Origin of the sequence: Arthrobacter mangrovi, from assembly GCF_026011795.1 — a bacterium.
In the GTDB taxonomy this organism is placed as follows: Bacteria; Actinomycetota; Actinomycetes; order Actinomycetales; family Micrococcaceae; genus Crystallibacter; species Crystallibacter mangrovi.
The window spans coordinates 261,905-285,638 of sequence record NZ_BRVS01000001.1; the positions used below are offsets into that span (position 1 = coordinate 261,905).

The 23,734-nt window shown below is 68.3% G+C and carries 27 protein-coding genes; 13 read left to right on the forward strand and 14 right to left on the reverse strand.

Annotated elements, in window-relative coordinates:
* Positions 1–82: 82 nt before the first annotated feature.
* The 3 genes from AHIS1636_RS01160 to AHIS1636_RS01170 form a co-directional block, all read right to left on the reverse strand.
* Positions 83–895, reverse strand: a complete 813-nt coding sequence (locus AHIS1636_RS01160; protein ID WP_264793967.1) for a CPBP family glutamic-type intramembrane protease — start codon at positions 893–895, stop codon at positions 83–85.
* A gap of 118 nt (positions 896–1,013) precedes the next feature.
* The gene (locus tag AHIS1636_RS01165) at positions 1,014–1,412 is read right to left on the reverse strand and encodes a hypothetical protein (RefSeq protein WP_264793968.1); all 399 of its coding nucleotides are present in this window, start codon (positions 1,410–1,412) and stop codon (positions 1,014–1,016) included.
* Between the two features lie 78 nt (positions 1,413–1,490).
* Positions 1,491–2,213, reverse strand: coding sequence for a hypothetical protein (locus AHIS1636_RS01170; RefSeq protein WP_264793969.1), 723 nt, complete (start codon positions 2,211–2,213; stop codon positions 1,491–1,493).
* Positions 2,214–2,429: 216 nt separating this feature from the next.
* On the opposite strand from AHIS1636_RS01170, the gene AHIS1636_RS01175 reads away from it, so the two are divergent.
* Complete coding sequence (locus AHIS1636_RS01175) at positions 2,430–3,107, forward strand: HAD family hydrolase (RefSeq protein ID WP_264793970.1); 678 nt, start codon at positions 2,430–2,432, stop codon at positions 3,105–3,107.
* Here the strand turns inward: AHIS1636_RS01175 and AHIS1636_RS01180 are convergent.
* Positions 3,104–3,811 carry a TetR/AcrR family transcriptional regulator gene (locus AHIS1636_RS01180; protein ID WP_264793971.1) on the reverse strand — a complete coding sequence of 236 codons (708 nt, stop codon included), beginning with the start codon at positions 3,809–3,811 and terminating at the stop codon, positions 3,104–3,106. The two genes, AHIS1636_RS01175 and AHIS1636_RS01180, sit on opposite strands and share 4 nt — an antisense overlap.
* 133 nt (positions 3,812–3,944) lie before the next feature.
* On the opposite strand from AHIS1636_RS01180, the gene AHIS1636_RS01185 reads away from it, so the two are divergent.
* The 3 genes from AHIS1636_RS01185 (at position 3,945) to AHIS1636_RS01195 (ending at position 7,214) form a co-directional block, all read left to right on the forward strand.
* Positions 3,945–4,892 carry an NAD-dependent epimerase/dehydratase family protein gene (locus tag AHIS1636_RS01185; protein WP_264793972.1) on the forward strand — a complete coding sequence of 316 codons (948 nt, stop codon included), beginning with the start codon at positions 3,945–3,947 and terminating at the stop codon, positions 4,890–4,892.
* A 100-nt stretch (positions 4,893–4,992) separates the two neighbouring features.
* The gene (locus tag AHIS1636_RS01190; RefSeq protein ID WP_264793973.1) at positions 4,993–5,265 is read left to right on the forward strand and encodes a hypothetical protein; all 273 of its coding nucleotides are present in this window, start codon (positions 4,993–4,995) and stop codon (positions 5,263–5,265) included.
* Positions 5,266–5,564: 299 nt separating this feature from the next.
* Positions 5,565–7,214, forward strand: a complete 1,650-nt coding sequence (locus AHIS1636_RS01195) for a GAF domain-containing sensor histidine kinase (RefSeq protein WP_264793974.1) — start codon at positions 5,565–5,567, stop codon at positions 7,212–7,214.
* Here the strand turns inward: AHIS1636_RS01195 and AHIS1636_RS01200 are convergent.
* Positions 7,211–7,912 carry a response regulator gene (locus AHIS1636_RS01200; protein WP_264793975.1) on the reverse strand — a complete coding sequence of 234 codons (702 nt, stop codon included), beginning with the start codon at positions 7,910–7,912 and terminating at the stop codon, positions 7,211–7,213. The genes AHIS1636_RS01195 and AHIS1636_RS01200 overlap by 4 nt on opposite strands.
* A 268-nt stretch (positions 7,913–8,180) precedes the next feature.
* Here AHIS1636_RS01200 and AHIS1636_RS01205 point away from each other — a divergent pair, with 268 nt between their 5' ends.
* Positions 8,181–8,465, forward strand: a complete 285-nt coding sequence (locus AHIS1636_RS01205; protein ID WP_264793976.1) for a DUF3040 domain-containing protein — start codon at positions 8,181–8,183, stop codon at positions 8,463–8,465.
* Between the two features lie 140 nt (positions 8,466–8,605).
* Here AHIS1636_RS01205 and AHIS1636_RS01210 read toward each other — a convergent pair whose 3' ends face one another.
* The 3 genes from AHIS1636_RS01210 to AHIS1636_RS01220 form a co-directional block, all read right to left on the reverse strand.
* A complete protein-coding gene (locus AHIS1636_RS01210; protein ID WP_264794175.1) occupies positions 8,606–8,893 on the reverse strand; it encodes a DUF1540 domain-containing protein in 288 nt (95 codons plus the stop codon).
* Positions 8,894–9,072: 179 nt separating this feature from the next.
* Positions 9,073–9,510 (reverse strand): Hsp20/alpha crystallin family protein, encoded by a 438-nt coding sequence (locus tag AHIS1636_RS01215; RefSeq protein WP_275116357.1) that lies wholly within the window; start codon positions 9,508–9,510, stop codon positions 9,073–9,075.
* 140 nt (positions 9,511–9,650) lie between these two features.
* A complete protein-coding gene (locus AHIS1636_RS01220) occupies positions 9,651–9,986 on the reverse strand; it encodes a hypothetical protein (protein WP_264793977.1) in 336 nt (111 codons plus the stop codon).
* Positions 9,987–10,092: 106 nt separating this feature from the next.
* Between AHIS1636_RS01220 and gluQRS the strand changes: the two genes are divergently transcribed.
* Complete coding sequence (gene gluQRS / locus AHIS1636_RS01225) at positions 10,093–11,010, forward strand: tRNA glutamyl-Q(34) synthetase GluQRS (RefSeq protein ID WP_264793978.1); 918 nt, start codon at positions 10,093–10,095, stop codon at positions 11,008–11,010.
* 66 nt (positions 11,011–11,076) lie between these two features.
* Here the strand turns inward: gluQRS and AHIS1636_RS01230 are convergent, their stop codons facing one another.
* Positions 11,077–12,285, reverse strand: coding sequence for a globin domain-containing protein (locus AHIS1636_RS01230; protein WP_264793979.1), 1,209 nt, complete (start codon positions 12,283–12,285; stop codon positions 11,077–11,079).
* A 198-nt stretch (positions 12,286–12,483) separates the two neighbouring features.
* Here AHIS1636_RS01230 and AHIS1636_RS01235 point away from each other — a divergent pair, with 198 nt between their 5' ends.
* The 4 genes from AHIS1636_RS01235 to AHIS1636_RS01250 all read left to right on the forward strand — a co-directional run bounded on the left by AHIS1636_RS01235 (position 12,484) and on the right by AHIS1636_RS01250 (position 14,317).
* The gene (locus AHIS1636_RS01235) at positions 12,484–12,837 is read left to right on the forward strand and encodes an ArsR/SmtB family transcription factor (protein ID WP_264793980.1); all 354 of its coding nucleotides are present in this window, start codon (positions 12,484–12,486) and stop codon (positions 12,835–12,837) included.
* 2 nt (positions 12,838–12,839) lie between these two features.
* Complete coding sequence (locus AHIS1636_RS01240) at positions 12,840–13,325, forward strand: SRPBCC family protein (RefSeq protein ID WP_264793982.1); 486 nt, start codon at positions 12,840–12,842, stop codon at positions 13,323–13,325.
* Positions 13,326–13,400: 75 nt separating this feature from the next.
* Positions 13,401–13,880 (forward strand): SRPBCC family protein, encoded by a 480-nt coding sequence (locus tag AHIS1636_RS01245; RefSeq protein ID WP_264793983.1) that lies wholly within the window; start codon positions 13,401–13,403, stop codon positions 13,878–13,880.
* 20 nt (positions 13,881–13,900) lie between these two features.
* Positions 13,901–14,317 carry a VOC family protein gene (locus AHIS1636_RS01250; RefSeq protein WP_264793984.1) on the forward strand — a complete coding sequence of 139 codons (417 nt, stop codon included), beginning with the start codon at positions 13,901–13,903 and terminating at the stop codon, positions 14,315–14,317.
* Between the two features lie 61 nt (positions 14,318–14,378).
* Here the strand turns inward: AHIS1636_RS01250 and AHIS1636_RS01255 are convergent, their stop codons facing one another.
* From AHIS1636_RS01255 to AHIS1636_RS01275, 5 genes are all read right to left on the reverse strand, one after another.
* Positions 14,379–15,137, reverse strand: coding sequence for an SRPBCC family protein (locus AHIS1636_RS01255; RefSeq protein ID WP_264793985.1), 759 nt, complete (start codon positions 15,135–15,137; stop codon positions 14,379–14,381).
* 166 nt (positions 15,138–15,303) lie between these two features.
* On the reverse strand, positions 15,304–17,082 hold the full coding sequence (locus tag AHIS1636_RS01260) for a phosphodiester glycosidase family protein (protein WP_264793986.1): 1,779 nt from the start codon (positions 17,080–17,082) through the stop codon (positions 15,304–15,306).
* A 225-nt stretch (positions 17,083–17,307) separates the two neighbouring features.
* Positions 17,308–18,903 (reverse strand): 4-hydroxyphenylacetate 3-hydroxylase family protein, encoded by a 1,596-nt coding sequence (locus AHIS1636_RS01265; RefSeq protein ID WP_264793987.1) that lies wholly within the window; start codon positions 18,901–18,903, stop codon positions 17,308–17,310.
* 74 nt (positions 18,904–18,977) lie between these two features.
* The gene (locus AHIS1636_RS01270; protein ID WP_264793988.1) at positions 18,978–19,589 is read right to left on the reverse strand and encodes a flavin reductase family protein; all 612 of its coding nucleotides are present in this window, start codon (positions 19,587–19,589) and stop codon (positions 18,978–18,980) included.
* 128 nt (positions 19,590–19,717) lie between these two features.
* Entirely contained in the window at positions 19,718–20,680 is a 963-nt protein-coding gene (locus tag AHIS1636_RS01275) for an AraC family transcriptional regulator (RefSeq protein WP_264793989.1), read from the reverse strand.
* A gap of 135 nt (positions 20,681–20,815) precedes the next feature.
* Between AHIS1636_RS01275 and AHIS1636_RS01280 the strand changes: the two genes are divergently transcribed.
* The 3 genes from AHIS1636_RS01280 (at position 20,816) to AHIS1636_RS01290 (ending at position 23,708) form a co-directional block, all read left to right on the forward strand.
* Positions 20,816–21,253 carry a pyridoxamine 5'-phosphate oxidase family protein gene (locus AHIS1636_RS01280; RefSeq protein WP_264793990.1) on the forward strand — a complete coding sequence of 146 codons (438 nt, stop codon included), beginning with the start codon at positions 20,816–20,818 and terminating at the stop codon, positions 21,251–21,253.
* A gap of 25 nt (positions 21,254–21,278) precedes the next feature.
* Complete coding sequence (locus AHIS1636_RS01285; RefSeq protein WP_264793991.1) at positions 21,279–21,806, forward strand: pyridoxamine 5'-phosphate oxidase family protein; 528 nt, start codon at positions 21,279–21,281, stop codon at positions 21,804–21,806.
* A gap of 219 nt (positions 21,807–22,025) precedes the next feature.
* Positions 22,026–23,708: a thiamine pyrophosphate-dependent enzyme gene (locus AHIS1636_RS01290; protein WP_264793992.1), complete on the forward strand. Its 1,683-nt coding sequence runs from the start codon at positions 22,026–22,028 to the stop codon at positions 23,706–23,708.
* The last annotated feature ends 26 nt before the right edge of the window (positions 23,709–23,734 follow it).

The window sequence follows — 23,734 nt, forward strand, 5'->3', positions numbered from 1 at the left end:
TCGGTGCATTATTCTGCTCGGTGCATTTCAAGACGCACATCCGCAGGCCGGACGGCGTGCAGGCCGCCGCCCTGATGCACTGTCAGGGATGCCCGGGCTGCGTGCGGGCGACGAGCAGCAGGTGGCAGCCGACCAGCACCAGTACTGCGGCCGCCGCCATGACGAGCAGCGGGACCACCGGCTGGCGGAAGACGTCCAGCGAGCCGGAGGCTTCCAGGGCGCTGATAACGCCGTTGATCGCCAGGAAGTTGTGGAACACCACGGTGCCGTAGACGCTGCGGGACACGAAGAAGAAGATGCTGGTCACGAAGCCGATCAGCGTGAGCAGCAGCGCCAGTTCCCACGTGTTGAACGGCGGCGAATGGGCGAAGTGGTAGAGCCCGAAGAACACGCTGGAGACCACGGTGGCAACCAGGACGGCCAGCCAGCGGTCCAGGTGCAGCAGCGACGCCTCCACCAGGCTGCCGAGGACGCACCAGCAGACCAGGACCTCGGCCATCGAGACCACGAGGACCTGCGCGTAGACATTTACCAACACCATCGGCTCCAGCAGCCGGCCGCCCTGCGCGAGGTAGAGCACAAAGCCGAGCACGGCGCCGGCCAGCACGGCGACCAGGGAATAGCGCCAGCCGTTGAACCCGGCTCGCCGGAGGTCCACCGTGCCGGCCTTGGTAAAGATCCACAGCACCAGGACCGAGCCCAGGACGCCGACCACGAGGTTGGCGACGAGGGCGTACACGAGCCGGTCCGTGACCGCCTCCGGCCGCCGCAGCGTCAGGCGGAGGCCCTCGAGGAGGTAGGTTGCAGCCATCCACACGGCGAACAGCATTACCGCGGCGACGACGGCCTGCCCGGCATAGGGAACCGCGGACCTGCGCTTCGAAACACCGCGCATCAGCGGACACCCGCCCGCTCTAAGGCTGTTGGGTGGGACATGGCAGCTCTTCCTCCACCCCCGGCCCATGCTAAGCCAGCGCGTGGCTCCGGCCCATAGGGAGAAGGTCCCGGCTCCCTCAGAGGATCATGACGAGGAAGCCCGCCAGCAGGGACAGCACGCCTACTGACGTCAGGATCTTGCCCAGCAACAGCGGCACTTCGCCGGGCTTGGACGGTTCCGCGGTGCGCCAGCGGGTCGGGTCGTGCGAATCGTAGTAGACCAGGACGTCTGATCCCGTCGCCGCCGGGAGGGTCTCGCCGGGGGCCAGCACGGCTTCGAGGAAGCCATGCTCATTGTCGAACCAGCGGACGCCGCTCCGCACGCCGTCATCGAACGCCACGCCCTCGGCGCTGCGCCATTTCACCCCGGCGGCCCTGGCCAGCCAGGCCACGAGCAGCAGCACCAGGCCCGGAGCCAGCGTCGCCCAGGTCACCAGCTCCGAGATCAGACCTATGGTCTCGAGAGCGTCGGACATGCACTGATCGTACGCTCAGCCGCCCCGTTCCGGATGGCGGCGCGATTGCGGAAAGGTAAATTGTCTTTCCGCTGCTCCTCAGGCTCCCGGCCCCTGGTCGATCCGGTCGACCTGGGCCGCCACGAAGCGGATGTGCTTCCAGCCTCGCCGGGCGGCTGCCGAAGTCTGGCTGTCGACGATGGCCCGCTTGTTCTCCAGCACCGCCAGCAGCGTGGCGTCCACGATGTCCTGCCGCAGTTCCTTGAGCCAGCCGCTGCGGATGCCCGGCTGGACCGGCAGGCGCAGCCACTCCGTGACGACTCCGCCGAGGTACATGGCCAGCAGGATCGAAGCGATGCCGATGAACACCAGGTACAGCAGCGGCACCGCGAAGCTCACGGCCAGCACGGAGGGCACGATCAGCAGCACGATCAGGAACAGCCGGAGGAACATGGCCCTCGAGAGCATGCCGGCCTCCTGCCGGCGGGCGATGACCGGCGCGAGGCCGCGGGTGTAGTTGGAGCGGGCCTTGAGCAGCCACCGCTTGGGCTTGCCCAGTTTCGCATTGACGATCTGCTCGGCCTCCTGCAGCTCTGCCGGATGTGCCTCCCGCAGCCGCACCAGCAGCTCGTCGTCCTGGTCCGCCCATTTCCGCGTCAGGCGATGGTCCGCAGCCGCAGCCAGATGATGCAGCCCCAGCTGCCCGGCCTCCCTGGCGACGGCCTCGGGATTGCCGCGCTGGCTAGCAGGCTGGAGCTGTTCACTGTCCTGGTGCTGGGTGCGCACGCCATAGCGCGGCGACCCGTCCTTGAGCTGGTACACGGCGATACTCGATCCGGTCAGGCACATGGCGGGGCAGGTCGTCGGGGTCCGAATGCGTCGACGGAGGCGGCCCCCTGCTGCCGTGAATTTTTGCCCTACTAGATTACTCCAGATCGGCGCGGATTTACATGGCCGGAGGACAGCGCTTTCGCCCCAAGCACCCCTCAAATGACTACACTCTGAGCATCACCGCAGACCAGGCAGGAGTTCGCTTCCATGACAACTTCGGGGAAGCCCGGCGTCCTTTTTGACGTCGACGGGACGCTGACGGACACAACGTACCTGCACACGCTCGCCTGGTGGCACGCGTTCCGGCAGCAGGACGTGCTCGTTCCGATGGCGTTCATCCACCGCGCGGTGGGGATGGGCGCCGACAAGCTGATGGCCCACCTGCTCGGCGAGGACCGGGACCGCTCGCTGGACTCCGTCATGGAGGACGCGCATGCAGCGGTCTTCTCCACCTACTGGCCCTCCGTCCGCGCTTTCGACGGCGCCAAGGACCTGCTCCTGCGCTGCGCCGGCTCCGGGCTGACCGTGGTGCTCGCCTCCTCCGCAGTCCGTCGGGAGCTGGAAGTGCTCACCGCGGCACTCGACGCCGACGAGGCCCTCGCCGCGGCCACCAGTGCCTCCGACGCGGAGCAGAGCAAGCCGGCGCCCGACATCCTCGAGGCCGCCCTTGCCGCGGGCGGCCTGCGCGCCGGCGACTGTGTGTACGTCGGCGACACCGTGTGGGACGTGGAGGCCGCGCAGCAGCTGGGCATGCCGACGATCGGTCTCACCTGCGGCGGCACCAGCGGCGCCGAGCTCCGGGAGGCGGGAGCCGCGGAAACCTACCGGGACCCGGAGGAGCTCCTGGCGGCGTTCGATGCCAGCCTGCTCGGCGGGCTGGCTTAGGCCCGGCCCGCTGCCTCCAGCCCGGCCAGCTCCACCAGCGTGTCCAGCTGCTGCTCAAACAGCTCCTCGGGCCGGCTGAAAGTTCCGCCGTACTGCCCGAAAACCTCGAAGCCCACCGCACCGAAGAGCGTGGCCCAGACCTGCAGCCAGCGGCTAACGACGGCGGCGGGCGCTTCCAGCGCGTACTCGCCGCGGATTGCCTCGAGGTCCTTGGCGAGCTGCTGAGGAAGCGGACCCGTCTCCGGTAACGCAAGGGCCCGGGCCCGCCAGGCACCTTCGGCGATCGCCACCAGCGCCAGCACGACGCGCGTCCCCGGTCCGGTAGTCCGCTCCGACGGCGCTTCATAACCGGGCACCGGGCTACCGAACAGCAGCGCGTAGCGCGCCGGCTCCCGCAGGGCCCAGCTGCGGACGGCACGCGCCAGTGCCCTGAGCCTTCCGGGAAAGTCCGCTTCGGGCAACCTGCCCACCGCCTCGTCGACCGCGTCGCCCAGCTCGTCGTAGGCATCGACGACCAGCAGGGTCAGCAGCTCGTCCCGGCTCTTGACGTAACGATAGACCGCAGAGGAGACGACGCCCAGGTCACGGGCCACCGCGCGAAGCGAGAGTGCCGCCGCGCCCTGGGAAGCCAGATGCTCCCGGCCGATCCTGACGATGTCGCTGATGGTTTGTTCGCGGGCGCGTTCACGCGGGGTGCCGGACATGGCTCCACCTTGGACAAAAGAGAGAGCGCTGTCAACTTTCAAGAGCACCGCTCTTGACATTCGCCGTGCGCAGCGCCATCGTTGGGGAGAGCAGCGCTCTCCCATCTCCGCCCCACAATGAACAGGAACATCCATGCCGCAGCTACAGATCGTCACGGGAGCAGGACCGGTCGGCTGGACCATCGCCGAACAACTGGCCGCCCAAGGCCACCCGGTCCGCGTGCTGACCCGTTCGGGGTCCGGCCCCGACCATCCGCTCGTGGAGCGGCGGGCCGTCGACGTCTCGCGGGCCGAGCTGCTCGAAACCGAGTTCGAGAACGCCGCGGCTGTCTTCCACTGCATCCACGGCAGCGCCTACAGCGCACGGGCCTGGAGAGCGGAATTGCCCGCTGCCGAGCAGGCCGTACTTGGCGCGGCCGGCGCGGCGGGCGCCGTCGTCGTCTTTCCTGAAAGCCTTTACGCTTATGACCACCCGCAGCCGGCCATGGCCGAAAACAGTTCGCGTTCCGCCGCCGGCGGCAAGCGCGGCATCCGCACGCAGTTGCTCAAGGCCCGGGAGGCTTCGCGTACTCCGACGGTCAGCGTGGCCGCCTCCGACTTCTTCGGTCCGCGGGTGCGCAACGCCCACGCCGGCGAGCGCATGGTCCCCGCCGTGCTCGCGGGGAGGACCGTCCGTGTCATGGGCCGGCCCGATGTGGCGCACTCGTTCACGTATGTCCCGGACCTGGCCGCGGCGATGATCCGTGCCGCGCAGCAGCCTGAGGTGTGGAACTCGGTGCTGCATGCCCCGACCGGACCGGCCGTGACACAGGAAGGCCTCGTCCGGGTCTTCGCCGATGCGGCCGGCGTCGAGGCCCCGAGGGTAGGTTCGCTACCGGGCTGGCTGATCCGCGCTTTGGGAATCGCGCTTCCCGGTCTGCGCGAACTGGCCGAAACCCTCTATCAATTCGAGGAGCCGTTCGTGCTGGAGTCAGGCCGCACCCAGGAACTCCTGGGGCTCACGCCCACGCCGCTGGGCGACGCCGCCGCCGGGACCGTGAAGTGGTGGCGGGCGGAGCTTCGGCGTCCCGCCGCGGCATGATTGTCCGGCCCTCTGCATGCGGCGTATCCTGACAGCACGCGGGCACCCAGGTGACGCGAACCATCCACCAACCGGCCATCGCAGAGTCAAGGGGCCGAACATGACCATCCCCCAGCCGCCGCCCGAGCCCAGCCCCAACCCCACCTCGCCGCAGCCGCCGCCGGGCGGACCGGAGCCCGTTGAACCGGAGCCCTTCCCGAACCCGGGGCCGGATCCGGTCGAACCCGGCCCCTTCCCGGACCCGGGACCCGAACCCGGCACGCCCGGGCGCGAACCGCCGCCGCCCTCCCCCGGTCCGGCCCCGGGACCGCTGCCGGTACCCGAGCCCGGCCCCTTGGTGCCGCCGCGGCATCCCCGCCCCGGGCAGCACTGAGCCTCTGCACGGGGCGGCCGGGCGCCGGAAATGGATCGTTGCCCGGAACGGGTCATTAAAGAAAATATCGGGCGCGCCCTCACCGGTCATTGTCCCCATTGACCCTTACCGGCCGGTCCTGCAGACCCCCTCTGCTGGACCCACGGGCGCGCCCGCATTCCAGCATGCCGGGTATCGGATTGGGCCAATAGGGCTGAAGGTCCCGCCTCTGCTCTGCTAGCCTGCCTGTAACGACGGCGGTCCCGGGCTTTTTTGGGGTGGCTATCCGCCGTTTGTCGTGCAGCCACAGGAGGTTGATCATGGCGCCGTGGAGGGTGCGGGACTCGAAGGATCTGGCGCGCGCGGAACACCATATCCAGGAACTGATTTCGGCCATCGTCTCCATCGCCGAAAACCACAGCCTCGGGTCGATCCTGGAACAGGTGGTGCAGGCCGCCTGCACCCTGGTGGATGCACGATACGGCGCCTTGGGTGTGGTCTCCAGCGACGGCCAGCACCTGGAGAACTTCATCACCGTCGGCATGACCCAGGAGCAGATCGACCGCATCGGGCCTCTCCCCGTCGGGCACGGCGTGCTGGGCCTGCTGATCCGCGACCCGAAGCCGATCCGAATGCACGATCTGGGTAAACATCCGGATTCCTACGGCTTCCCCCCGAACCACCCGCCGATGGAGTCGTTCCTGGGCGTGCCGATCCGCGTCTCCGGGAAAGTCATCGGCAACCTCTACCTGACCGAAAAGCGCGGCGGCGGGGACTTCACCCAAGAGGACGAGGAACTCGTGGTCGCCTTGGCCGCGGCCGCCGGCGTTGCGGTCAACAATGCGCGGCTGTTCACCGAATCGGAACGCCGCGAGCAGTGGCTCGAGGCCTCCATGGCCGTCGGTGCCGCCATCTCGTCGAGGGTCCCCGAGACGGCCGACATCATCGCCCGCAATGCCCTGGCCATCCCGGACTGGGCATGGGCGGCCGTCGGCTTCCCGTCGGAAGACGCCAGCCGGCTCATCATCGCCGCCGTCGGGAGCGAGGCGCTGGGAGGAACCCGCGCCGGGGACATTGACCTTCCATCGCCGGTACTCACTGCCCTTTGGGACCTCGAGGAGCCGATGGTCCTAGACGACGGCACCGACTTCCTCGGGGACGAACTCGGCCCGAAACTGGGGCCGCTGCTACTCACGCCGATCTGCCCGCAGGAAGGACCCAAGGGTGTGCTGATCCTCGGCCGTATCCGCAACACGGGGCCCGTTCCCGGGGTCGACCATAAGTTGAGCACGGTGTACTGCACCCACGCCGCGCTGGCCTTGGACTCTGCGCGCGGCCAGCGCATGCGGGAGGAGCTGGTGGTTTTCGAGGATCGTGACCGGATCGCCCGGGACCTGCACGACGTGGTCATCCAGCGGCTCTTTGCCGCGGGGCTGAACCTACAGAGCCTGCGCCGCTACTCAGCCGCGCAGCCCGTGCAGGACAGGATCAGCGCCCTCGCCGCCGACCTGGACAACACGATCCGCCAGCTGCGGGACACCATCTACTCGCTCAAGCCGGTTGGGGCAGGGGAACTGCTCAGCAGCAGGATCCTCCAAACTGTCCAGAACACCGTGGAATTCGTTCCGTTCTCGCCGCGGGTCCGGATGGAGGGGCGCGTCGACGGGCCGGTGCCCCACGAAGTGGCAAGCCATCTGCTGGCCGTGCTGATAGAGGCCCTGAGCAACGCCATCCGGCATGCCAACGCCAGCGCCATCGACGTGGCGGTTACCGTCCACGAAGAAGCCGCCGGCGAACCGGCGTCGCTGGAGTTGGTGGTCCAGGACAACGGACGCGGCATCAAGGGCGAATTCCGCAGCAGCGGCCTGGCCAACATGGAGCAGCGCGCCGTCCTGCTGGGCGGCTTTCTGGAACTGGCCAGCGGAGCCGGCCGGGGAACTCTCGTCCGCTGGCAGGTGCCTCTGCCCTAGTGCTCGTGCAGGTGCCCCGGATCGGCCCCGTCCGCCCCTTGCTTGGCTACGTAGACCGCGGCCTGGGTTCGGCGCTCGAATCCGAGTTTGGCCAGGACGGAGGAGACGTAGTTCTTCACGGTCTTCTCGGCGAGGAACATTTCCTCGCTGATCTGCTTATTGGTCAGCCCCTGCCCGATCAGGCCAAGGATCCGCTGCTCCTGGGGGCTGAGGTCTTCCATGCGCGGGTCGACGGCGCCCGGCTTCGTCATGCCCTCGACTACGCGGGACTCGATGCCCGGGTCGAACAGCGTCTCGCCGGCTGCGGCGCGCCGCAGGGCTGCGACCAGGTCATTGCCGCTGATCTGCTTGAGGACGTATCCCACTGCCCCCGCGAGGACGGCGCTGCGCAGGGACCGCTCGTCGTCGTAACTGGTCAGGATCAGGCAGCGCAGCGACGGGTCGATGGAACGGACGTCCCGGCAGACCTCGATCCCCGTACCGTCGGGAAGGCGGACATCGAGCACGGCCACGTCCGGGTGCAGCGCGGGAATCAACTTGGTAGCTTCCCGCGCGGAGCCGGTCTGGCCGACGATCTCGAAACCTTCACCCTCCAGCAGGTCCTGCAGGCCCCTCCGGACCACCTCATGGTCGTCCAGGATGAAGATCCGCAGCCGTTTAGTGCCGTCCCCTGCGGCCTGATCCGATGCCAGCTTCACGAATGTACGCCTTTCCCCTTCCGCGGCGCCGCTTCCCGGCTCCCCCATCGACCCCTGCCGGGTGCTGGGCGCCATCCTTGACCATCTTGCCGTTCGCTGTGATCCAAGACAAGGTATGAAGGTCCCGTGACCTTCCGGTGGTCCTGCCGGGGCACCCGGACATAACGATCCGGACCACCGCCTAGGAGCCGCGGAATTTCATGCACGGAGCACACGCAGGAAGCGTACATTTAGAGGTACGGCGCAACGCTGCTCCTGGGAGGTCGACATGTCGCTGTCGGACGAAGAACAACAACGGCTGGCCAAGCTTGGGCGCCAGCTGGAAGAGGAAGATCCGCGCCTCGCCAAATCCCTCTCGGGGAACGGAGTCAGGTTCTTCGGATTCACCATCGGGGCCGGTGCCCTCGTGGCCCTGGCCGGCGCTCTGCTGCTCTTTGTCGGGATCGCCGGCAACTCGCTGCTGCTGGCGATGCTCGGCATCATCGCGTTCTGCGCCGGGCTAATGGTCTCCGGTGCCGACTGGCTCCGCGCGCACGTACGGCACCGCCGCTGAGGCCAGTCGCCGCCACTGCCGCGAGTCACCGCCGCCGCTCCGGGCGCGCGTGCTGCCGGGCCCGGCTGCCGTGAGCGCGCCGGGCCGGCGGGACGATCAGATGAAGCCGCGCGGACTGTATCCCCGGGCCGGGCGGCAGGTCAATGCCGGTGTTCGTAGGTCAGGCAGTCGGCGTTGTCCGCACCGGGACCGACATGGACCTGCGGCGCCTGGCAGAGCAGATGGTCGTTGTGCGTGCATTCGGCCCGCTGGCAGGCGCCGACCGTAGCCAGCACCTTGGGCAGGCCGCCATGCTTGCCGATATCGACGAAGGTGGCGCACGCCGCGTGGTCTTCGCCGCCGCCGACCGTAATGGCCGGCGCCGAGCAGTTGTCATGGTCGTTAAAGGAGCATCGGGTCACGCTGCAGTCGGCAACGCTGGTGTTCACAGTCATGTTCACTACCTCCGTGCTGTGGCGGCCGGCCCCGGGCGGGCCGCGCCCTTCCAGCCAGCTTAGGCCCGCCCCCGGCCGACTAATTAGTGCCGCTTTTGTGACCTATTAGGCCTATGCGGCCGGGCGCAGTCCTTTCCGGATGCCGGGGCCGGGCCGCACCGCCCGGCGACCTGCTAGCCGCGCGTGATGTGGATCTTGCGGGCCGGTTCCTGCTCCGATTCGGCCGGCAGCGGCGCACGGACTTCCAGCACGCCGTCCCGGTAGGTAGCCGAGATATCGTCGTTCTTCACGCCCTTGGGCAGCGGGATGCTGCGCGAGAACGAGCCGTACCGGAATTCGGACCGGTAGCGGTCCTTGCCCTTCTCCTCCGTCCGCTCCTGCCGCTGCGCGCGGATGTGCAGATGCTCCTCCGCGACGGAAATATCAACGTCCTCCTCCGGATCGATGCCCGGAAGCTCCGCACGGACCACCAGGGTGTTCCCGTCGACGAGTTCCTCAACCCGGATGGAAGACGATTCCATGTCTCCCTCGAACATGCGGCGCAGCGGCTCCATCATTTCGAAGGGCGAGCGCCGCAGGTCGAAAGAGGGCCGCTTGAAAACTTCATTCATTTCTAGCTCCTCACGTCAGGACAGTGCGGTTGGGGCCGCACAGGGTCAAGACTTCCAGCCCGCCGGAAGCCCCGCAAGGGCATAAAGCCGCCGACGCGGACGGGCTCTTAAAGGATGCCTGCTGAGCGGGCCGGCCGGCCTTAGGCGTACCAGAACCAGCCTGGCGGTTCCCAGCCGTCGGGGACCGCATGGGCGGAAAACTGGCCGCATTCGATGCAGGTATAGCTGGCCTCGGCCGGCTTGGCGGCGCCGGCCGCCAGCACCCGGGCCGGGATGAACTCTTCGTAGACCAGGAATTCGTCGCTTCCGCAGGCCTCGCAAAACGGTCTCTGCGGGGTTGCCAGGCGGATCGGTCCGGACTGCGACGGGCGGGTTTTCAGGAAGGGCATCTTCGCTCCAATGATGAGTCCAAATTCGCGCTGGGGATGGACCAGCCGCCCACGCTTCGACCGGTCCTTGTCGCGTCGTTTAAGCATGTAACGGATCTGTGACGGCGGGGAGGGCCTTAAGTCCCGGCACCCGCCTCGCGGCTCCCGCGCCTGCCGACAGGAGCGCCCGGGAGCGCTTTGTACACTGGTGACCGTGCCCCAGACCCCACGCGGCGCCGGCCGCTTCGCCCCCAGTCCTTCCGGCGACCTGCATGTGGGGAACCTGCGCACCGCCATCCTCGCCTGGCTGTTCGCCCGCAGCACCGGCCGCCGCTTCCTGCTCCGGATCGAGGACCTGGACCGCGCCCGCGCCGGAGCCGAAGCGACGCAGCTGGCCGACCTCGCCGCCGTCGGACTCGACTGGGACGGTGACGTGGCCCGCCAGACGGACCGCATGCCCCTGTACCGGCGCGCCATTGTGCAGCTGGCAGAGGCCGGCCTGGTCTACGAATGCTTCTGCACCCGCCGGGAAATCTCCGAAGCCCCGAGCGCTCCGCATGCACCCGCAGGCGCCTACCCCGGAACGTGCCGCAGCCTCACGGACGGCGAACGGGAACGACGGCGCCAGGAGCGTCCGGCGGCCCTGCGGCTGAGGGCTTCGGTCACCGCCTACACCGTGGCCGACGAGCTGCACGGAGACTTTACAGGGACCGTGGACGACTTTGTCCTGCTCCGCAACGACGGCGTCCCCGCCTACAACCTCGCCGTGGTCGTCGACGATGCCGACCAGGGCATCGACCAGGTGGTGCGCGGGGACGACCTGCTCAGCTCCGCTCCGCGCCAGGCCTACCTCGCCTCGCTGCTGGGCCTGCCGCGCCCGCACTACGCGCACGTCCCGCTGGCGCTGAATGCACACCACCGCCGGCTGGCCAAGCGCGACGGCGCCGTCACCCTCGCGGCCCTGGCCCTCGCCGGGCTAGGCGCCGAGGAAGTGCGGCACCTCATCCTGGCCTCGCTCGGCCTCCCGCCGGGATCGCTGGCGGACGCGCTGCCGTCCTTCGACCCGGCACGGCTCCCGCGGGACGCCTGGATCTTCGACCCGCCCTCCCTCCCCGATCGAGTGGGCAGCTGATGCCTCTTTCCGGCCAAGAACGGGCATCTGCCGAACCTTGATCCGGGAGCGGAGGCCGGGGTGTTCCTATTCGAAGTCGGCCAGCCAGAGGTCCGGACCGAACACCTCGTACTGGATGTCCTTCGCGGGGATGCCCCGGGCGATGAGGGCGGTGCGGACGGCCTTCATGAAGACCAGCGGTCCGCAGAGGTAGAACTCGGCGTCCGCCGGGAGTTCGGTGTCGGTGAGGTCCATGTAGCCGACGTTGACGCCCTCGACCTCCTGCGTCCGATGGCCCGGTTCTTCGTACCAGACCGCCATCGAGCCGTACTGGAGCTTCGCGAGGTCCTCGGTCACCTGGTTGCGCAGCGCGAACGTCTCCTCGGAGTGGTCGGCGTGGAACAGCACCGTGGTCCGGGTCGAACCGTCCTTGACCAGGTGGGAGAGCATTCCGGCCATCGGCGTAATGCCGATGCCGGCGCTGGCCAGCACGATGGGCCGGTCGGAGTACTCGAGCACGACGTCGCCGAAGGGCGCCGAGAGCACCAGCTCGTCGCCGACCTTGATGTCCCGGTGCAGCAGGGTCGAGACCTCGCCGTCGGGTTTTCCCGACTCGTGCACCCGCTTGACCGAGAACTGCCGGTGCTCGCCGTCGTCGGCACGGGTCAGGCTGTACTGCCGAGGCTGGTGCACGCCGTCCGGCATCAGCTGCTTGAGCGTTACGTACTGCCCGGGCAGCGACGGCTTGACCGGGCGGTCGTCCGTCCGCTCCACCACGAACGTCACAACGTCGGCGGTCTCCTCGATCCGCTCCGCCACCCGCCAGGTCCGCCAGACCGTGTCCGGCTGCAGGTGCACCGCGTCATAGAGCCCGCGTTCCTTGTTGATCAGCAGGTTGGCCATGAGCCAGTAGACCTCGTCCCAGGCCTTCGCCACGGGTTCGGTCACCGCCTCGCCCAGCACGTCAACGATGGCCCACATCAGGTTGTCGTGGACGATCTGGTACTGGTCCGGCCGAAGGCCGAGCGACACGTGCTTGTGCGCGATCCGCGAGAGCAGGTGGTCCGGCAGGTCGTCCGGGTTCTCGATCAGCGTCGTGGCAAAAGCGGCGATCGATCCTGCGAGCGCCTGCTGCTGCCGGCCGTCCGCCTGGTTGCCGCGGTTGAACAGCCCGTCCAGAAGTTCCGGATGCTCGCCGAACATGTGCTTGTAGAAGCGCTGGGCGATCTCCTGGATGTTCTCCCCCACCACGGGGAGCGTCGCCTTGATGACGGGGGTGGAAGTATCGGACAACATGCTCAAGACTCCTTCGCTGGCCGTGCCTGTCGTTCGTTCCAACAACCCCTAGCTTCCTCCCCTCCGCCCCGAAGCACCACCCAAAACCTGCCCTAGGCACCAGCCGGGAAAATCCGCCGTCGTCCCTCTTGACCGTTACGGAGTGCGGGAGTAGATTCATTCATCAACCACATGGTTGATAAATGAGGAAGTTGACTAATGGACGCGGACGACGGCACCCTCGACCTGGCCTTCATGGCCCTGGCCGATCCGGTCCGCCGCCGCATCATCGCCCGGCTCAGCCGCGGGCCCGCCACGGTCAACGAACTGGCGGAACCGTTTGAGATCACCAAGCAGGCGGTTTCCAAGCACATCCAGGTCCTCGAGCAGGCGCAACTCGTGACCCGCACCCGCGAGGCACAGCGCCGGCCCGTCCACCTGAATCCCGCGCGGCTGGAGGCCCTGACGTCGTGGATCGACCAGTACCGGCTGGTCCGCGAGGCGCAGTTCAGGAGCCTCGATGCCGTCCTTCGCTCCCAAGCCGCCGCCGGCGGTCCGCGACCCAAGGAATGACCATGAGCAACGACCTGAAACTCGATCTCCCGTCACACCTGCCCTTCATCGACTACGAGCGCGATTTCGACTTCCCCGTGGGCGATGTCTTCCGCGCCCACAAGGATCCGGCCCTGCTCAAGCAGTGGCTCGGCCCGCGCGGCCTGCACATGGAGGTGGAGCACTACGATTTCCGGACCGGCGGCAGCTACCGCTACATCCACACGGATCCGGCCGGGACGCCGTACACCTTCAGCGGCATCTTCCATACCGTCCGCGAGAACGAATCCGTCATTCAGACCTTTGAGTTCGGCGGCTACCCGGACGTCGTGAGCATCGAGTTCCTGACCTTCCAAGACCTCGGCGAAGGGCGCTGCCGCCTGGTCGGCCACTCCGTCTACCCCAGCATCGAGGCGCGGGACGGGATGGCACAGTCCGGCATGGAGGGCGGCATGAGCGAGGGGTACGAGCGCCTGGAGGAACTGCTCGCCGCGCAGCGGGTGTCTTGAAAGCAGCGGGTGCCTTGAAATAACGACGCCGGCGCCCCGCCCGGGTGCCGGCCGGACACCGGAGAGGAGCACACCATGAGCAACGCACTGACCGTCAGGAATCCGGAGGGCCTGCCCTACACCGAATACGAGCGCGAGTTCGAGGCCCCGGCCGCCGCCGTCTTCCGGGCCCACACGGACCCGGAGCTGTACCTGCAGTGGATCGGCCCGCACGGCCTGACCACACGGATCGAGGAGCACGACTATCGGGCGGGCGGGTCCTTCCGCTTTATCCAGCACGGGAACGACGGCGTCGAGTACGCCTTCCGCGGCACGGTCCACAACGTGCGGGAGGGCGAGTTCATCCTCAACACCTTCGAATACGAGGGGTGGCCTGACGTCGTCACCCTCGAATACACCAGCTTCGAGGACCTGCCGGGCGGCCGGTCGCGGCTCACCGGGCGCTCCGTCTTCCCCGATCTGGAATCCCGGCAACGCTACCTGGAGGAAGGGATGGAGCGTGGCATGACCGAAGGCTACGATCGGCTCGACACCCTCCTGGCGCAGGCCAGCTGAACCACCGGAAAGGAGCCTCCATGGACTGGACGCTCGAAGTTGTCATCGTCCCAGTGAGCGATATCGGCCGGGCCATCCGCTTCTACCGGGACCAGCTGGGCTTTGCCCTGGACCACCACACCGTGCACGGGGAAATGGATTTCGCGCAACTCACCCCGCGCGGCTCGGGCTGCTCGATCGTCATCGGCAACCTGCCGGGGCAAAGCGAGATGGCGCCGGGTTCGCTGCGCGGCCTGCAACTGGTGGTTTCGGACGCCGAGGCGGCCCGCGAGGAGCTGCTGGGCCGCGGCGTCGACTGCAGCGACATCTCCGTCATCGACCCGCGGGACGGGGGCACCTTCTTCGGCTTCAGCGACCCGGACGGCAACACCTGGGCCGTGCAGCAGCTGAAGGTGCGCGCGGAAAAGCCGCTGATTCCCCTCGAGGCGAGAATCTGAACGAAGCCAGGCGCCGACGGGCCCGTCGGCGCCTGTGCCGGTCCGTTCGGACGCGACCGGATTATTTGAGGGTGTCGCCCCGCTCCACGTGACCGCGGGTGGCTTCGAGGTCTGGATCGTTGCCCTCGATGACCGTCCGCTCCGTCTCCACCACGACCGCGTCGGGCGGGGTCAGCACTTCGTCGGTGACGACCACGGTCTCGTCGTCGTCCTTCTTGCCCGCTGCCGCTGCTGCCGCGACGCCCGCGGCCGCCGCACCCGCCGCGGCCACGCCGGCAGCGGCGGCCTTGCCGGAGATACCGGCCTTGCCCGAGTCACCCAGCGAGGTGGCGGCAGCTTCGGTGCCGGGCGTTCCGACCGCCGCGCCTTCGTTGACGGAGCCTCGCCAGGCGCCGGTGGCGTACCGCTCCGACTCGATGAACTCCTTGAAGCGTTCGAGGTCGCCCTCGGCCTGCTTCTCGACGACATGCAGCTTGTCGCCGACCTTTTCGACCAAGCCCTCGGGCTCATATTCGAGGGACAGGCTGATCGAGGTCTGGCCGCCGCCCACGTCCTCGAATTCCACGGCGCCGGCATTGGTGGCGCCCTCCGTAGCTGCCCAGGCGACCTTGCGGTCCGGCACCTGCTCCAGGATCCTGGCCTCCCAGCGCCGCTTGACGCCGGCAATTTCCGCGACCCATTCCAGCCGATCGTCGCTCAGCTGGGTCACGCTCTTGACGCCGCCCATGAACTGCGGGAAATCCTCGAACTGCGTCCACTGGTTGTAGGCGGTGCTGACCGGAACATTGACGAGGATTCGCTTTTCGACCTTGGTGCTCATTGCTTCTCCTTCGACGGTGGGGTCCTGACCAACATGCATCAATTAGTCAGGTTGCTTACGATACCGGCCATCACGTTCTCCCAACACCCAAACCGGCAGATCCGGCCTCAACCGGTTTCACCTGCGGAACGACACAGGCGCTTTTCCAAGGGCGCCGGCCAACAGCTCACTTCCGGGACGGGAGCACCAGCAGGGCATCGCCCACGGCACGCTGGAGACCGCCGTCGTTGGAGGGCACATTGACCACTTCACCGCCCGCAACCATAGTCGTGGACCCGCCGCCGTCGAGGTTGACGGCGTCGACCATGCCCAGCGACTTTGCCACGGCCGCGGCCTCGTGGATGCTGAGGCCGAGCGCCGAGGCCTGCCGGCCGTCGGCGGTGACCAGCATGAGCCGGCCCGCCGCGTCCACGCCCGCGATGGTGCGGGGGTTGCGCTGGTGGACCCACCCGTAGAACATGCCCGGGTTGTCGGCGTGCACCATGCCATCACGCCCGGCGGTGACCATCAGTTCGCCGTCCTGCAGCAGAAGCGGGCCCCCGTTGACGACGTGGCTTTCCTTGCCCAGCCGGAGGTCCTTGCCGTCCGCGCCGGCGAACGCGGAGCCGACCTTCAAGGGCGTCCCGCTCCGTGCCAGTTCCGCCAGGCGGCCGGCTTCCCGGCCCGTGGCCTGGACCGTTTGGCCACCGGCCGGCACCGCGGTGCCGCGGCTGCCGTTGATGGCCGTGACCCTGCCGCGGGCATCCAGGACGACTTCGAGGCCGGGTCCGGAGGGCGTGGCGGACCCGAAGTCGCCGGTGAAGGCGACCAGTTCGTCCGCATCGGTGCAGGTGGCGTCGTGCTTCGGCGCGTCGCCCGGCTGGTCGCCGGTGCCGCCGCAGTTGCGGACCAGGCCGGGCACCCGGTTGATCCCGTCCAGGGCCAGCTCTTCTCCCCCGGCGGCGACGGTTCCCTGCCAGGTGAGGCGTTCGACGGCGGCGCTGGCCTTGCCCCCGTCGATCACCAGCGAGGGACGGTCGCCGACCGCCTCGCTGAGCACCTTGCCGCTGTACGCCCCCGCACCTGCCGGATCGCCCTCGGCGCCGTGGGATGCGCTGAAGACGAAAAAGCCCGCGTTCACGGCGGCCAGGGCACCGGCGGCCGCGGCCAACTGGCTGGTGGTTTCGCGCTTCTCGAGGTCCGGCCCGAAGTCCGCCGCGAGTTCGCCGTCGAACTTCTTCGGGTCGATCGCCAGGACCTCGAGGTTCCAAGGGCCGTGCTGCTGGTCGGCGCCGGCAGAATCCCCGTCCCAGCCGGTGTACCACATGGCGGAGGCATAGCCCGCGGCCTTGATCCGTGCCACCGTTCCGGCGCCGTCCTCGCGGCTGCCGAATACGCCGGCGCGCACACGGTAGCCGAGATCGCCGCCGGAATCGGCGAGCCGTTCGGACACGACGTGCTCCACCCGCGCCTCGATGCCGGCGGCAGCCAGCTCGCCTTGGACGCGGCGGGCGGTGTCCTCATTGGCGACGGCGGAGTCCGCGACGCCCGGGGTGCCGGAGGGCAGCTTCACCTCGACGGTCCAGGACAGCCGCTCATTGCCGGCTCCCCGGCTGATCGCGGTATGGGTGACGCCCGGCGCGAGTTCCCTGACCGTACGGGTTTCGGAAAGGCCGGCGGCGCCGAGGTCCAGGAACGGGGCGGCGCCCGGGAGCGCGGTGCCGCTTCCGCCGGAGGCAAGGGCCGACTCGGCCCCGGGGAGGGAACCCGGCTCGGCCGCGGCGGTCCCGGGCAGGACGAGGGGCAGCACGATGGCCCCGGCAGCGAGCGTCGCCGCGGCCGCGAGGGCTCCGCGCTTCAAAGGGCGCGGGGCCGGGGGCGAGGTGGCCAGGGCGGTGCCGGCCCGGTGGGGATCGGCCGGGATGGGGTCGGGGGCGCTGGATGCTGGTGCGGAAGACTCGGTCACAGCCACAAAGTAGGTCCGGCGCCCGGTAGCGGAGGCACGGAACCCGGCGGGTTCGGCGAGTGTTGGCCCAGGGTTCAACGCCCCGTCCGGTGCGGAACCCGGCGTTCACCGGCGGCGCCGAACGTTCACGTCCGGCTTCCCTTGGAAGGCCGGGAAGGCACAACGCCGGTGCCCCGCCTGCGGGAGGCGGGGCACCGGCGTTGTGGTGCTGTGGCGAGGCCGAGGTCAGTGGTTCTTGAGGAAGATGCTGACGTCGTCGTTGTTGATCAGGTCCGGGACCGTCCAGCCGTCGAGGTCGTACTCGCTCATGCACTGGTCCGCGAATCCGGTCATCATGTCCGTATGGCCCTGGGCCTGCGCGGCGAAGAGGATCTCGGCCTTGACGTTCTCGTGGTTGCCCGCATAGTTGCGCTCATACAGCTCGTGCCGGCCGCCGAATTCGGTGCCGATGGCGTCCCAGAGCAGCTTCATGAGCTTGACCCGGTCCACGGCCTGGATGCCGTGCGACCCGCGGATGTACTTGTCCAGGTAGGGGCGGATTTCCGCCGTCTTGAAGTCCAGGGCCGAGGAGTTCAGGTAGATCAGGCCGGAGGCCACGTCCTGCTCGATGATCTCCTTGATCCGCGGGTAGCCGGTCGCCATGAACATCCGGTAGGCCAGCCCGTAGTCGAGCTTCGGCAGGACGGTGCCGTTGGGGCCCTGGTCCGGGTTGGCAGCCATGGCGTCGGCGAGGGCGTAGAACATGTTGCGCCAGCCGATGACCTCGCCGGCCCGGGCCTGGACGCCGCGGAAGTCCTTGGTGCCGGCGATCTCCAGGGCCTTGAGCAGCAGGCCGGCGATGAAGTCCAGCTTCACGGCGAGGCGGATCACGCCCTGGTAGGTGAAGCGGTTGAGGAAGCCGGTCTGCGGCAGGAAGTTGTTGACCTTTTCCACGTCCCCGTAGGCGAAGACGTTCTCCCACGGCACGAGCACCTTGTCGAACACGAACACCGAATCGTTCTCGTCGAGGCGGGAGGAGAGCGGGTAGTCGAAGGGGGTGCCCATCACGGCGGCCTGGTGGGAGTACGACGCGCGGGAGATCAGCTTCACGCCCGGCGCGTCCATCGGGACCGTGCAGATCAGCGCGAATTCCTTCTTCTTGATCGGCAGCCCGTAGTGCGCGATGAAGTTGTACTGCGTGATGGCCGAACCGGTCGCCACCACCTTCGCGCCGGAAACGACCAGGCCCGCGTCGGTCTCCTTCTCCACCTTCATGAACACATCGCCCACCTGGTCCGTCGGAAGGTGGCGGTCGACCGGCGGGTTGATGATCGCATGGTTCCAGTAGAGGACCTTCTCCTGCGACTCCTTGTACCAGCGCAGGGCGTTCTCCTGGTACGGATCGTAGAAGTCCGGCATCCCGCCCAAGGTTCCCAGGAAGGCTGCCTTGTAGTCGGGGGAGCGGCCCATCCAGCCGTACGACATCCGGGCCCAGGTCTCGATCGCCGTACGCGAGGCCTTCAGGTCCTCGACGCTGCGGGAGGCCTTGAAGAACGGGTTCGTCTGTCCTCCGGAGCCGGTATCGGTCGGGGCCAGCAGCTTGTCCGCGGTCTCCGGATTGTGGAAGCCGTCATAGAGCCGCGCGACCATCCGGATGGAATTGCGGAACGCCGGGTGCGTCGTGACGTCCTTGACCCTTTCGCCGTAGATCCAGACCTCGCGGTCGTCCTTGAGCGACTCGATATACTCGTCGCCGGTCTGCGGCTTGAGCGGATTGGCCGGCGCTGTCCGGGCGGACATATCGACGGCGGCGGTTTCCAGCTTCTCGAGGGTTTCAGTCATGGGGGTGTTTCCTTCCGTGCGGGGGTTGAGGGGCCGGCTGAGGCCGGCTGTTCGGGGAGGGCCCGGCCTGCCGGTCAGGCGGGGACCAGGGTCTTGAAGGAATCGGCGCCGGAGAACCAGCCGGCGTCCAGCGAATCGCCGCAGTGGTGCCACGGGCTGGGACCGGACAGGGGCCCGATCTCGCGAAATTTGCCGCCGAAGAACAGCAGCGGATCCCGTCCGGTGGTCTCGAGTTTGTGGACCTCGCCGATGACGATCACGTGGTCGCCGCCGTCGTAGACCTTCCAGGGCCGGCACTCGAGCGTGGCCTTGTTCTCCAGCAGCACCGGGACTTCGCCGTCGAGGGCCCACGCCGGTTCCTCCGGTAGTGTCTTGCCCGCGAAGTGCCAGGCGGTATCGAGCTGGTCCTGCGAGAGGATGTTGATCGCGAACGGCGAGTCTTCCAGGTACCGGGCTGCCTTGGAGCTGCGGGTCAGGGTGACCTGCGCCAGCGGCGGATCCAGCGAGACCGCGGTGAACGCGTTCACGGTGGCGCCGTGGGGTGTGCCGTCGGCGGACCGGCAGGTCACCACGGTGACGCCGGTGGCGAATTGGCCGAAGGTGTTGCGCAGTTCCCGCGGATCGATCGTCGGCGTTCCGGCCGCCCGCCCGCGGGGACCGGGCGACGGCTGGTTGCTGGTGGTCATGTCACTCTCCTTCATGCGGCCGGTTGTCCTTCCGGCAGTCATGAGTGTTCCAAGTCACACCAGCCTGCGGGTGGACGGACCGCGGATGCGGCGGGAGAGTGAAAAAGCGCGTCCGCCGAGTGCAAAAACTACGACGGCGGGGTCCCGGCTGACCTGCGCGCCTGCAGCGGAGTCACGCCGAACCGGGCTTTGAAGGCACGGCTGAAGTAGCTTTGGGACGCGAAGCCGGTCCGCCCCGCTATGGTTCCGACCGGCGTCATGCTCTTGTGCGGATCGGCCAGGATGCTGCGGGCGAGCTCCAGCCGCCGGCCGAGGATGTACTGGCTGGGCGGCTCGCCGTTTTCCGCGGCAAAGATGCGGGCGAGGTGGCGTTCACTGACCCCCACCGCGGCGGCCACTACGGCCGGACAGAGGGCCGGGTCGCCCAGGCGGTCCTCGATGCAGGCCTTCGCGGCGGCCAGGTATCCCTCGCCGGTGCCGCTGCGGCAGCCGGACGCCAGCAGGCCCAGGAGCTCGAGCGCGCGGTGCTCGGCCGGCTGCGGGTCGGCGGCCGGGTCCTGCAGCGTCCCGCTGACGAGCTTCGCCAGGGCATGCATGTGCAGGTCCGCGGCGCCCTGCCGGTCGAAATCGAACACCTTCGGCCGAAGCAGGTCGCGGCCGCCGGAAAGTTCGCGGTACGCCTCGCGTGGAATGGTCAGCACCATTTCGCGCACACCGCTGCTGAAGCCGCGCATGAACGGCCGGTCCACGTCATACATCACGGCCTGGCCGGGCCGCAGCGCCTCGAGGCCGCCCTGGTAGTAGAAGAAGGCCTCGCCCTCCAGGGCGAAGAACACGGCGATGACGTCCATGGGGTTCTGCCGGATGTACTTTTCGTTGCGCTCGACAATCTGGGGGCTGCCCTTGACGTGCGCCAACTGCAGCGTCGGAAGATGCAGGTTCACCTCCGCGGCGCAGAGCGGGGCCTCGTCCATGGTGCGGATGTCCAGCGAGATGAGCGCCTTGGCATTGTGGTGGGCCCACAGCTCCATGCGGTTGGCAGCAGGGATGCCGGTGGTACTGAACCTCAGGGACCTGGCCGTCATGCTCATGAACCCAAAAGTGTAGCGTGCGTCACATGGGCGGCCCAGCTTCCCCTTCCGCTGGATGGGATTACCTAGGTTTCGCGATCCTCGCCGGGCAGCCCCGCCCTACCAGCCGGCCAAGTTCCGTGGCAGAGTGGCCGCATGAACGACCTCCCGCGGCTTCCGGATGCCGAGCACCCCGTGCAGGTCCTTACGGAGGCCGAATGCCGGGAACTGCTGGCGGGCGCGCAGCTGGGCCGGCTGGCCCTCAGCCACCGCAACGAGCCGGACATCTTCCCGGTCAACTTCTGGACCCACGGGGACACCTTCCTGGTGCACGGCCCGCAGGACGTGCGCGCCGCCGTCGGCCGCTCCAGCCAGCACGTCGTACTGGAAGGGGACGGGCGTGAAGCCGGTACCGTGTGGAGCGTGATGGCCAAGGGCACCATCAGGGAGCTCGACCGGCCCGAGGACCTGGAGACCGTGCGGCAACGCCGCTTGCGGGCCTGGATCCTCGCCCCGGACAGCGCCTTCCTGGAACTCAGCCCCGCAAAGATCACCGGCCGGCGCATCGCGGTCGGACCCGAAGAACGCTACTGACCGAGGACCCCAGCAAGGAGCCGGCATGTCCGAGCAGCATCCGACGAGCCCGCACCGCCGGCCGTTCATGGCCGGCGTCACGGAACCGAAGCTCCACCACCCCGCACCGGGGGCGCCCCCGCCGCCGCTCCCCGGGCCGGAGAATCCCGTGCTGGAGCTGGACCAGGAGGAATGCTGGGACCTGCTGATCGGCACGATGCTTGGGCGGCTCGCGGTCAGTGTCAGGGACCGCCCGGAGCTGTATCCCGTCAACTTCCTGGCGCACGACCGGCGCCTCCTCATCCGCACGGCGCAGGGCACCAAGCTCGCCGCCGCCACGGTGAACAGCAGCGTGGCGCTCGAAGCGGACGGCCGGTCGCTGCATTCACTCTGGTCCGTCGTCGTGAAGGGCACCGCCCGCATCCTGCAGACGCAGGCGGAGCTGGCGGCCGCGGAAGCCCTGCCGCTGCACCCGTGGACAGCGACGACGAAGACCACCTACGTCGAGATCGTGCCCACCGGCATCAGAGGCCGGAGGATCGCTCTGGCCGAGGGTTTCCGGCTGGAAAGGTAAGGCAGCCGCCGCGAACTGCGGGAATCCGCCGTCGACGGGGATACCCGCGGGTAGTATGGCGCCGCTCACAATCATTACTGCACTGTGTCCTGCCGCTCGGCGCTTGTTCGGCCTATTGCTGTACCTTTTGCTCAACCGGGGCGAACGCTGATCATGCATCCGCACATTGACGCGTCCCAAAAAAGTACTTTGGTTCAACGGGGAAAGAAGGACAGCAGAATGACGCAGACCGCAGCGGAGCAGGCCCAGGCCTTGCCGGCGTCCGGCACGGCGATGAAATCGGCCGGGCATGTCATTGTCGACACGCTCCTGGCGCACGGCGTCAAGCGGACCTACGTGGTCCCGGGCGAAAGCTTCCTGGACGTGCTGGACGGCCTGCACGAGTCCCCGATCGAGACGGTTGTCTGCCGGCATGAAGGCGGCGCCGCCTACATGGCCGAGGCCGACGGCAAGATGAACCAGCTGCCCGGCATTGCCATGGTCACCCGCGGCCCGGGTGCGGCCAACGCGCACGTCGGCCTGCACACCGCCTGGCAGGACTCGACGCCGATGGTGCTCTTCGTGGGCCTGATCCCGTTCGAGCACCGCGACCGCGAGGCCTTCCAGGAGTTCGACATCAAGGGCTGGTTCGACACCGGCGCCAAGCGCGTGATGGTCCTCGACCACCCCGAGCGCGCCTCCGAGATCGTCGCCGAGGCGATGTTCGCGGCCATGAGCGGCCGTCCCGGTCCCGTCGTCGTCGGCCTGCCCGAGGACATCATCCGCGAACAGGTCGACGCCACCCTGCACCCGGCGATCCCCGTCGCCCCGGGCGGCATGAGCGTTACCGACTGGAAGGCCCTGAAGGCCGCGCTGGAAGAGTCCAGGAAGCCCCTCTTCGTTACCGGCGGCAACGACTGGACCCAGGAGGGCGCGACCCTGTTGACCCAGTGGCTCGAGGAGCACAACATCCCCGCCGCCGCCGAATGGCGCTGCGAGGGCAACATCCCGTTCAGCTCCCCGTCCTACGTCGGGCCGATCGGCTACGGCCGGCCCAAGCCCACCTACGACCTGCTCGAAGAGACGGACCTGCTGGTCTTCGTCGGCACCGTCCCGGGCGACGTCATCACCGACGGCTTCCTGGTCCGGCAGGACTGGGACAAAAAGAACTTCCTGGTCACCATCGACCCGTCCCTGCGCGGCCGCTCCGGCCCCGTCTCCTGGCAGATCGTCGCCAAGCCGGACGTGTTTGTCCGCGACCTGGTCATGATGGACATGCCGGTCAAGGAGGAATGGAAGGCCTGGACCCAGCGGATGCGCGCCGAGCAGGAGAAGTTCGCCGCCCTGCCGCCGGCCGAGCCCTCCGCGGGACAGGCCAGGATGGATACCCTGATCGCCAACCTCGTGCCCACCCTGCCCGAGGACGCCGTGATCACCCTGGGCGCCGGCGAGCACACCAACTGGGCCCACCGCTACTTCCCCACCGAGCGCTACGCCTCAATGATCAGTGCCCGCAACGGCTCCATGGGCTACTCCATCCCCTCCGCCGTGGCCGCCTCGCTGGCCAATCCCGGCCGCCGCGTCGTGACCATCGCTGGTGACGGCGAGTTCCTCATGAACGGCCAGGAGCTGGCCACCGCAGCCCAGTACGGAGCCACCCCGCTGGTCATCGTCATGGACAACCAGGAATACGGCACGATCCGCACCCACCAGGAGCGCCACTACCCCGAGCGGATCTCCGGCACCCAGCTGAAGAACCCGGACTTCGCCCTGATGGCGCAGGCCTTCGGCGGCTTCGGCGTCCGCGTCGAGCAGGATGCCGACGTCCCAGCCGCCGTCCACGCCGCCCTGAAGGCCATCGACGAGGACAAGACCTTCGCCCTGATCCACCTGATCGTGGACCAGCGCGTCAAGGCGTACTGACAGACAGCTCCAGCTGCCGGCGGCGG

Excerpts from the sequence above, each read along its gene's own strand:
- AHIS1636_RS01205 (WP_264793976.1), top strand. The coding sequence starts at position 8,181 with ATGTCGCTGTCGGACGAAGAACAACAACGGCTGGCCAAGCTTGGGCGC.
- AHIS1636_RS01175 (WP_264793970.1), top strand. The coding sequence starts at position 2,430 with ATGACAACTTCGGGGAAGCCCGGCGTCCTTTTTGACGTCGACGGGACG.
- AHIS1636_RS01235 (WP_264793980.1), top strand. The coding sequence starts at position 12,484 with ATGGACGCGGACGACGGCACCCTCGACCTGGCCTTCATGGCCCTGGCC.
- AHIS1636_RS01275 (WP_264793989.1), bottom strand. The coding sequence starts at position 20,680 with ATGAGCATGACGGCCAGGTCCCTGAGGTTCAGTACCACCGGCATCCCT.
- AHIS1636_RS01280 (WP_264793990.1), top strand. The coding sequence starts at position 20,816 with ATGAACGACCTCCCGCGGCTTCCGGATGCCGAGCACCCCGTGCAGGTC.
- AHIS1636_RS01255 (WP_264793985.1), bottom strand. The coding sequence starts at position 15,137 with ATGAGCACCAAGGTCGAAAAGCGAATCCTCGTCAATGTTCCGGTCAGC.
- AHIS1636_RS01265 (WP_264793987.1), bottom strand. The coding sequence starts at position 18,903 with ATGACTGAAACCCTCGAGAAGCTGGAAACCGCCGCCGTCGATATGTCC.
- AHIS1636_RS01285 (WP_264793991.1), top strand. The coding sequence starts at position 21,279 with ATGTCCGAGCAGCATCCGACGAGCCCGCACCGCCGGCCGTTCATGGCC.
- AHIS1636_RS01245 (WP_264793983.1), top strand. The coding sequence starts at position 13,401 with ATGAGCAACGCACTGACCGTCAGGAATCCGGAGGGCCTGCCCTACACC.
- AHIS1636_RS01180 (WP_264793971.1), bottom strand. The coding sequence starts at position 3,811 with ATGTCCGGCACCCCGCGTGAACGCGCCCGCGAACAAACCATCAGCGAC.
- AHIS1636_RS01165 (WP_264793968.1), bottom strand. The coding sequence starts at position 1,412 with ATGTCCGACGCTCTCGAGACCATAGGTCTGATCTCGGAGCTGGTGACC.
- AHIS1636_RS01290 (WP_264793992.1), top strand. The coding sequence starts at position 22,026 with ATGACGCAGACCGCAGCGGAGCAGGCCCAGGCCTTGCCGGCGTCCGGC.
- AHIS1636_RS01270 (WP_264793988.1), bottom strand. The coding sequence starts at position 19,589 with ATGACCACCAGCAACCAGCCGTCGCCCGGTCCCCGCGGGCGGGCGGCC.
- AHIS1636_RS01240 (WP_264793982.1), top strand. The coding sequence starts at position 12,840 with ATGAGCAACGACCTGAAACTCGATCTCCCGTCACACCTGCCCTTCATC.
- AHIS1636_RS01185 (WP_264793972.1), top strand. The coding sequence starts at position 3,945 with ATGCCGCAGCTACAGATCGTCACGGGAGCAGGACCGGTCGGCTGGACC.
- AHIS1636_RS01190 (WP_264793973.1), top strand. The coding sequence starts at position 4,993 with ATGACCATCCCCCAGCCGCCGCCCGAGCCCAGCCCCAACCCCACCTCG.
- AHIS1636_RS01215 (WP_275116357.1), bottom strand. The coding sequence starts at position 9,510 with ATGAATGAAGTTTTCAAGCGGCCCTCTTTCGACCTGCGGCGCTCGCCC.
- AHIS1636_RS01160 (WP_264793967.1), bottom strand. The coding sequence starts at position 895 with ATGCGCGGTGTTTCGAAGCGCAGGTCCGCGGTTCCCTATGCCGGGCAG.
- AHIS1636_RS01220 (WP_264793977.1), bottom strand. The coding sequence starts at position 9,986 with ATGCTTAAACGACGCGACAAGGACCGGTCGAAGCGTGGGCGGCTGGTC.
- AHIS1636_RS01230 (WP_264793979.1), bottom strand. The coding sequence starts at position 12,285 with ATGTTGTCCGATACTTCCACCCCCGTCATCAAGGCGACGCTCCCCGTG.
- AHIS1636_RS01195 (WP_264793974.1), top strand. The coding sequence starts at position 5,565 with ATGGCGCCGTGGAGGGTGCGGGACTCGAAGGATCTGGCGCGCGCGGAA.
- AHIS1636_RS01250 (WP_264793984.1), top strand. The coding sequence starts at position 13,901 with ATGGACTGGACGCTCGAAGTTGTCATCGTCCCAGTGAGCGATATCGGC.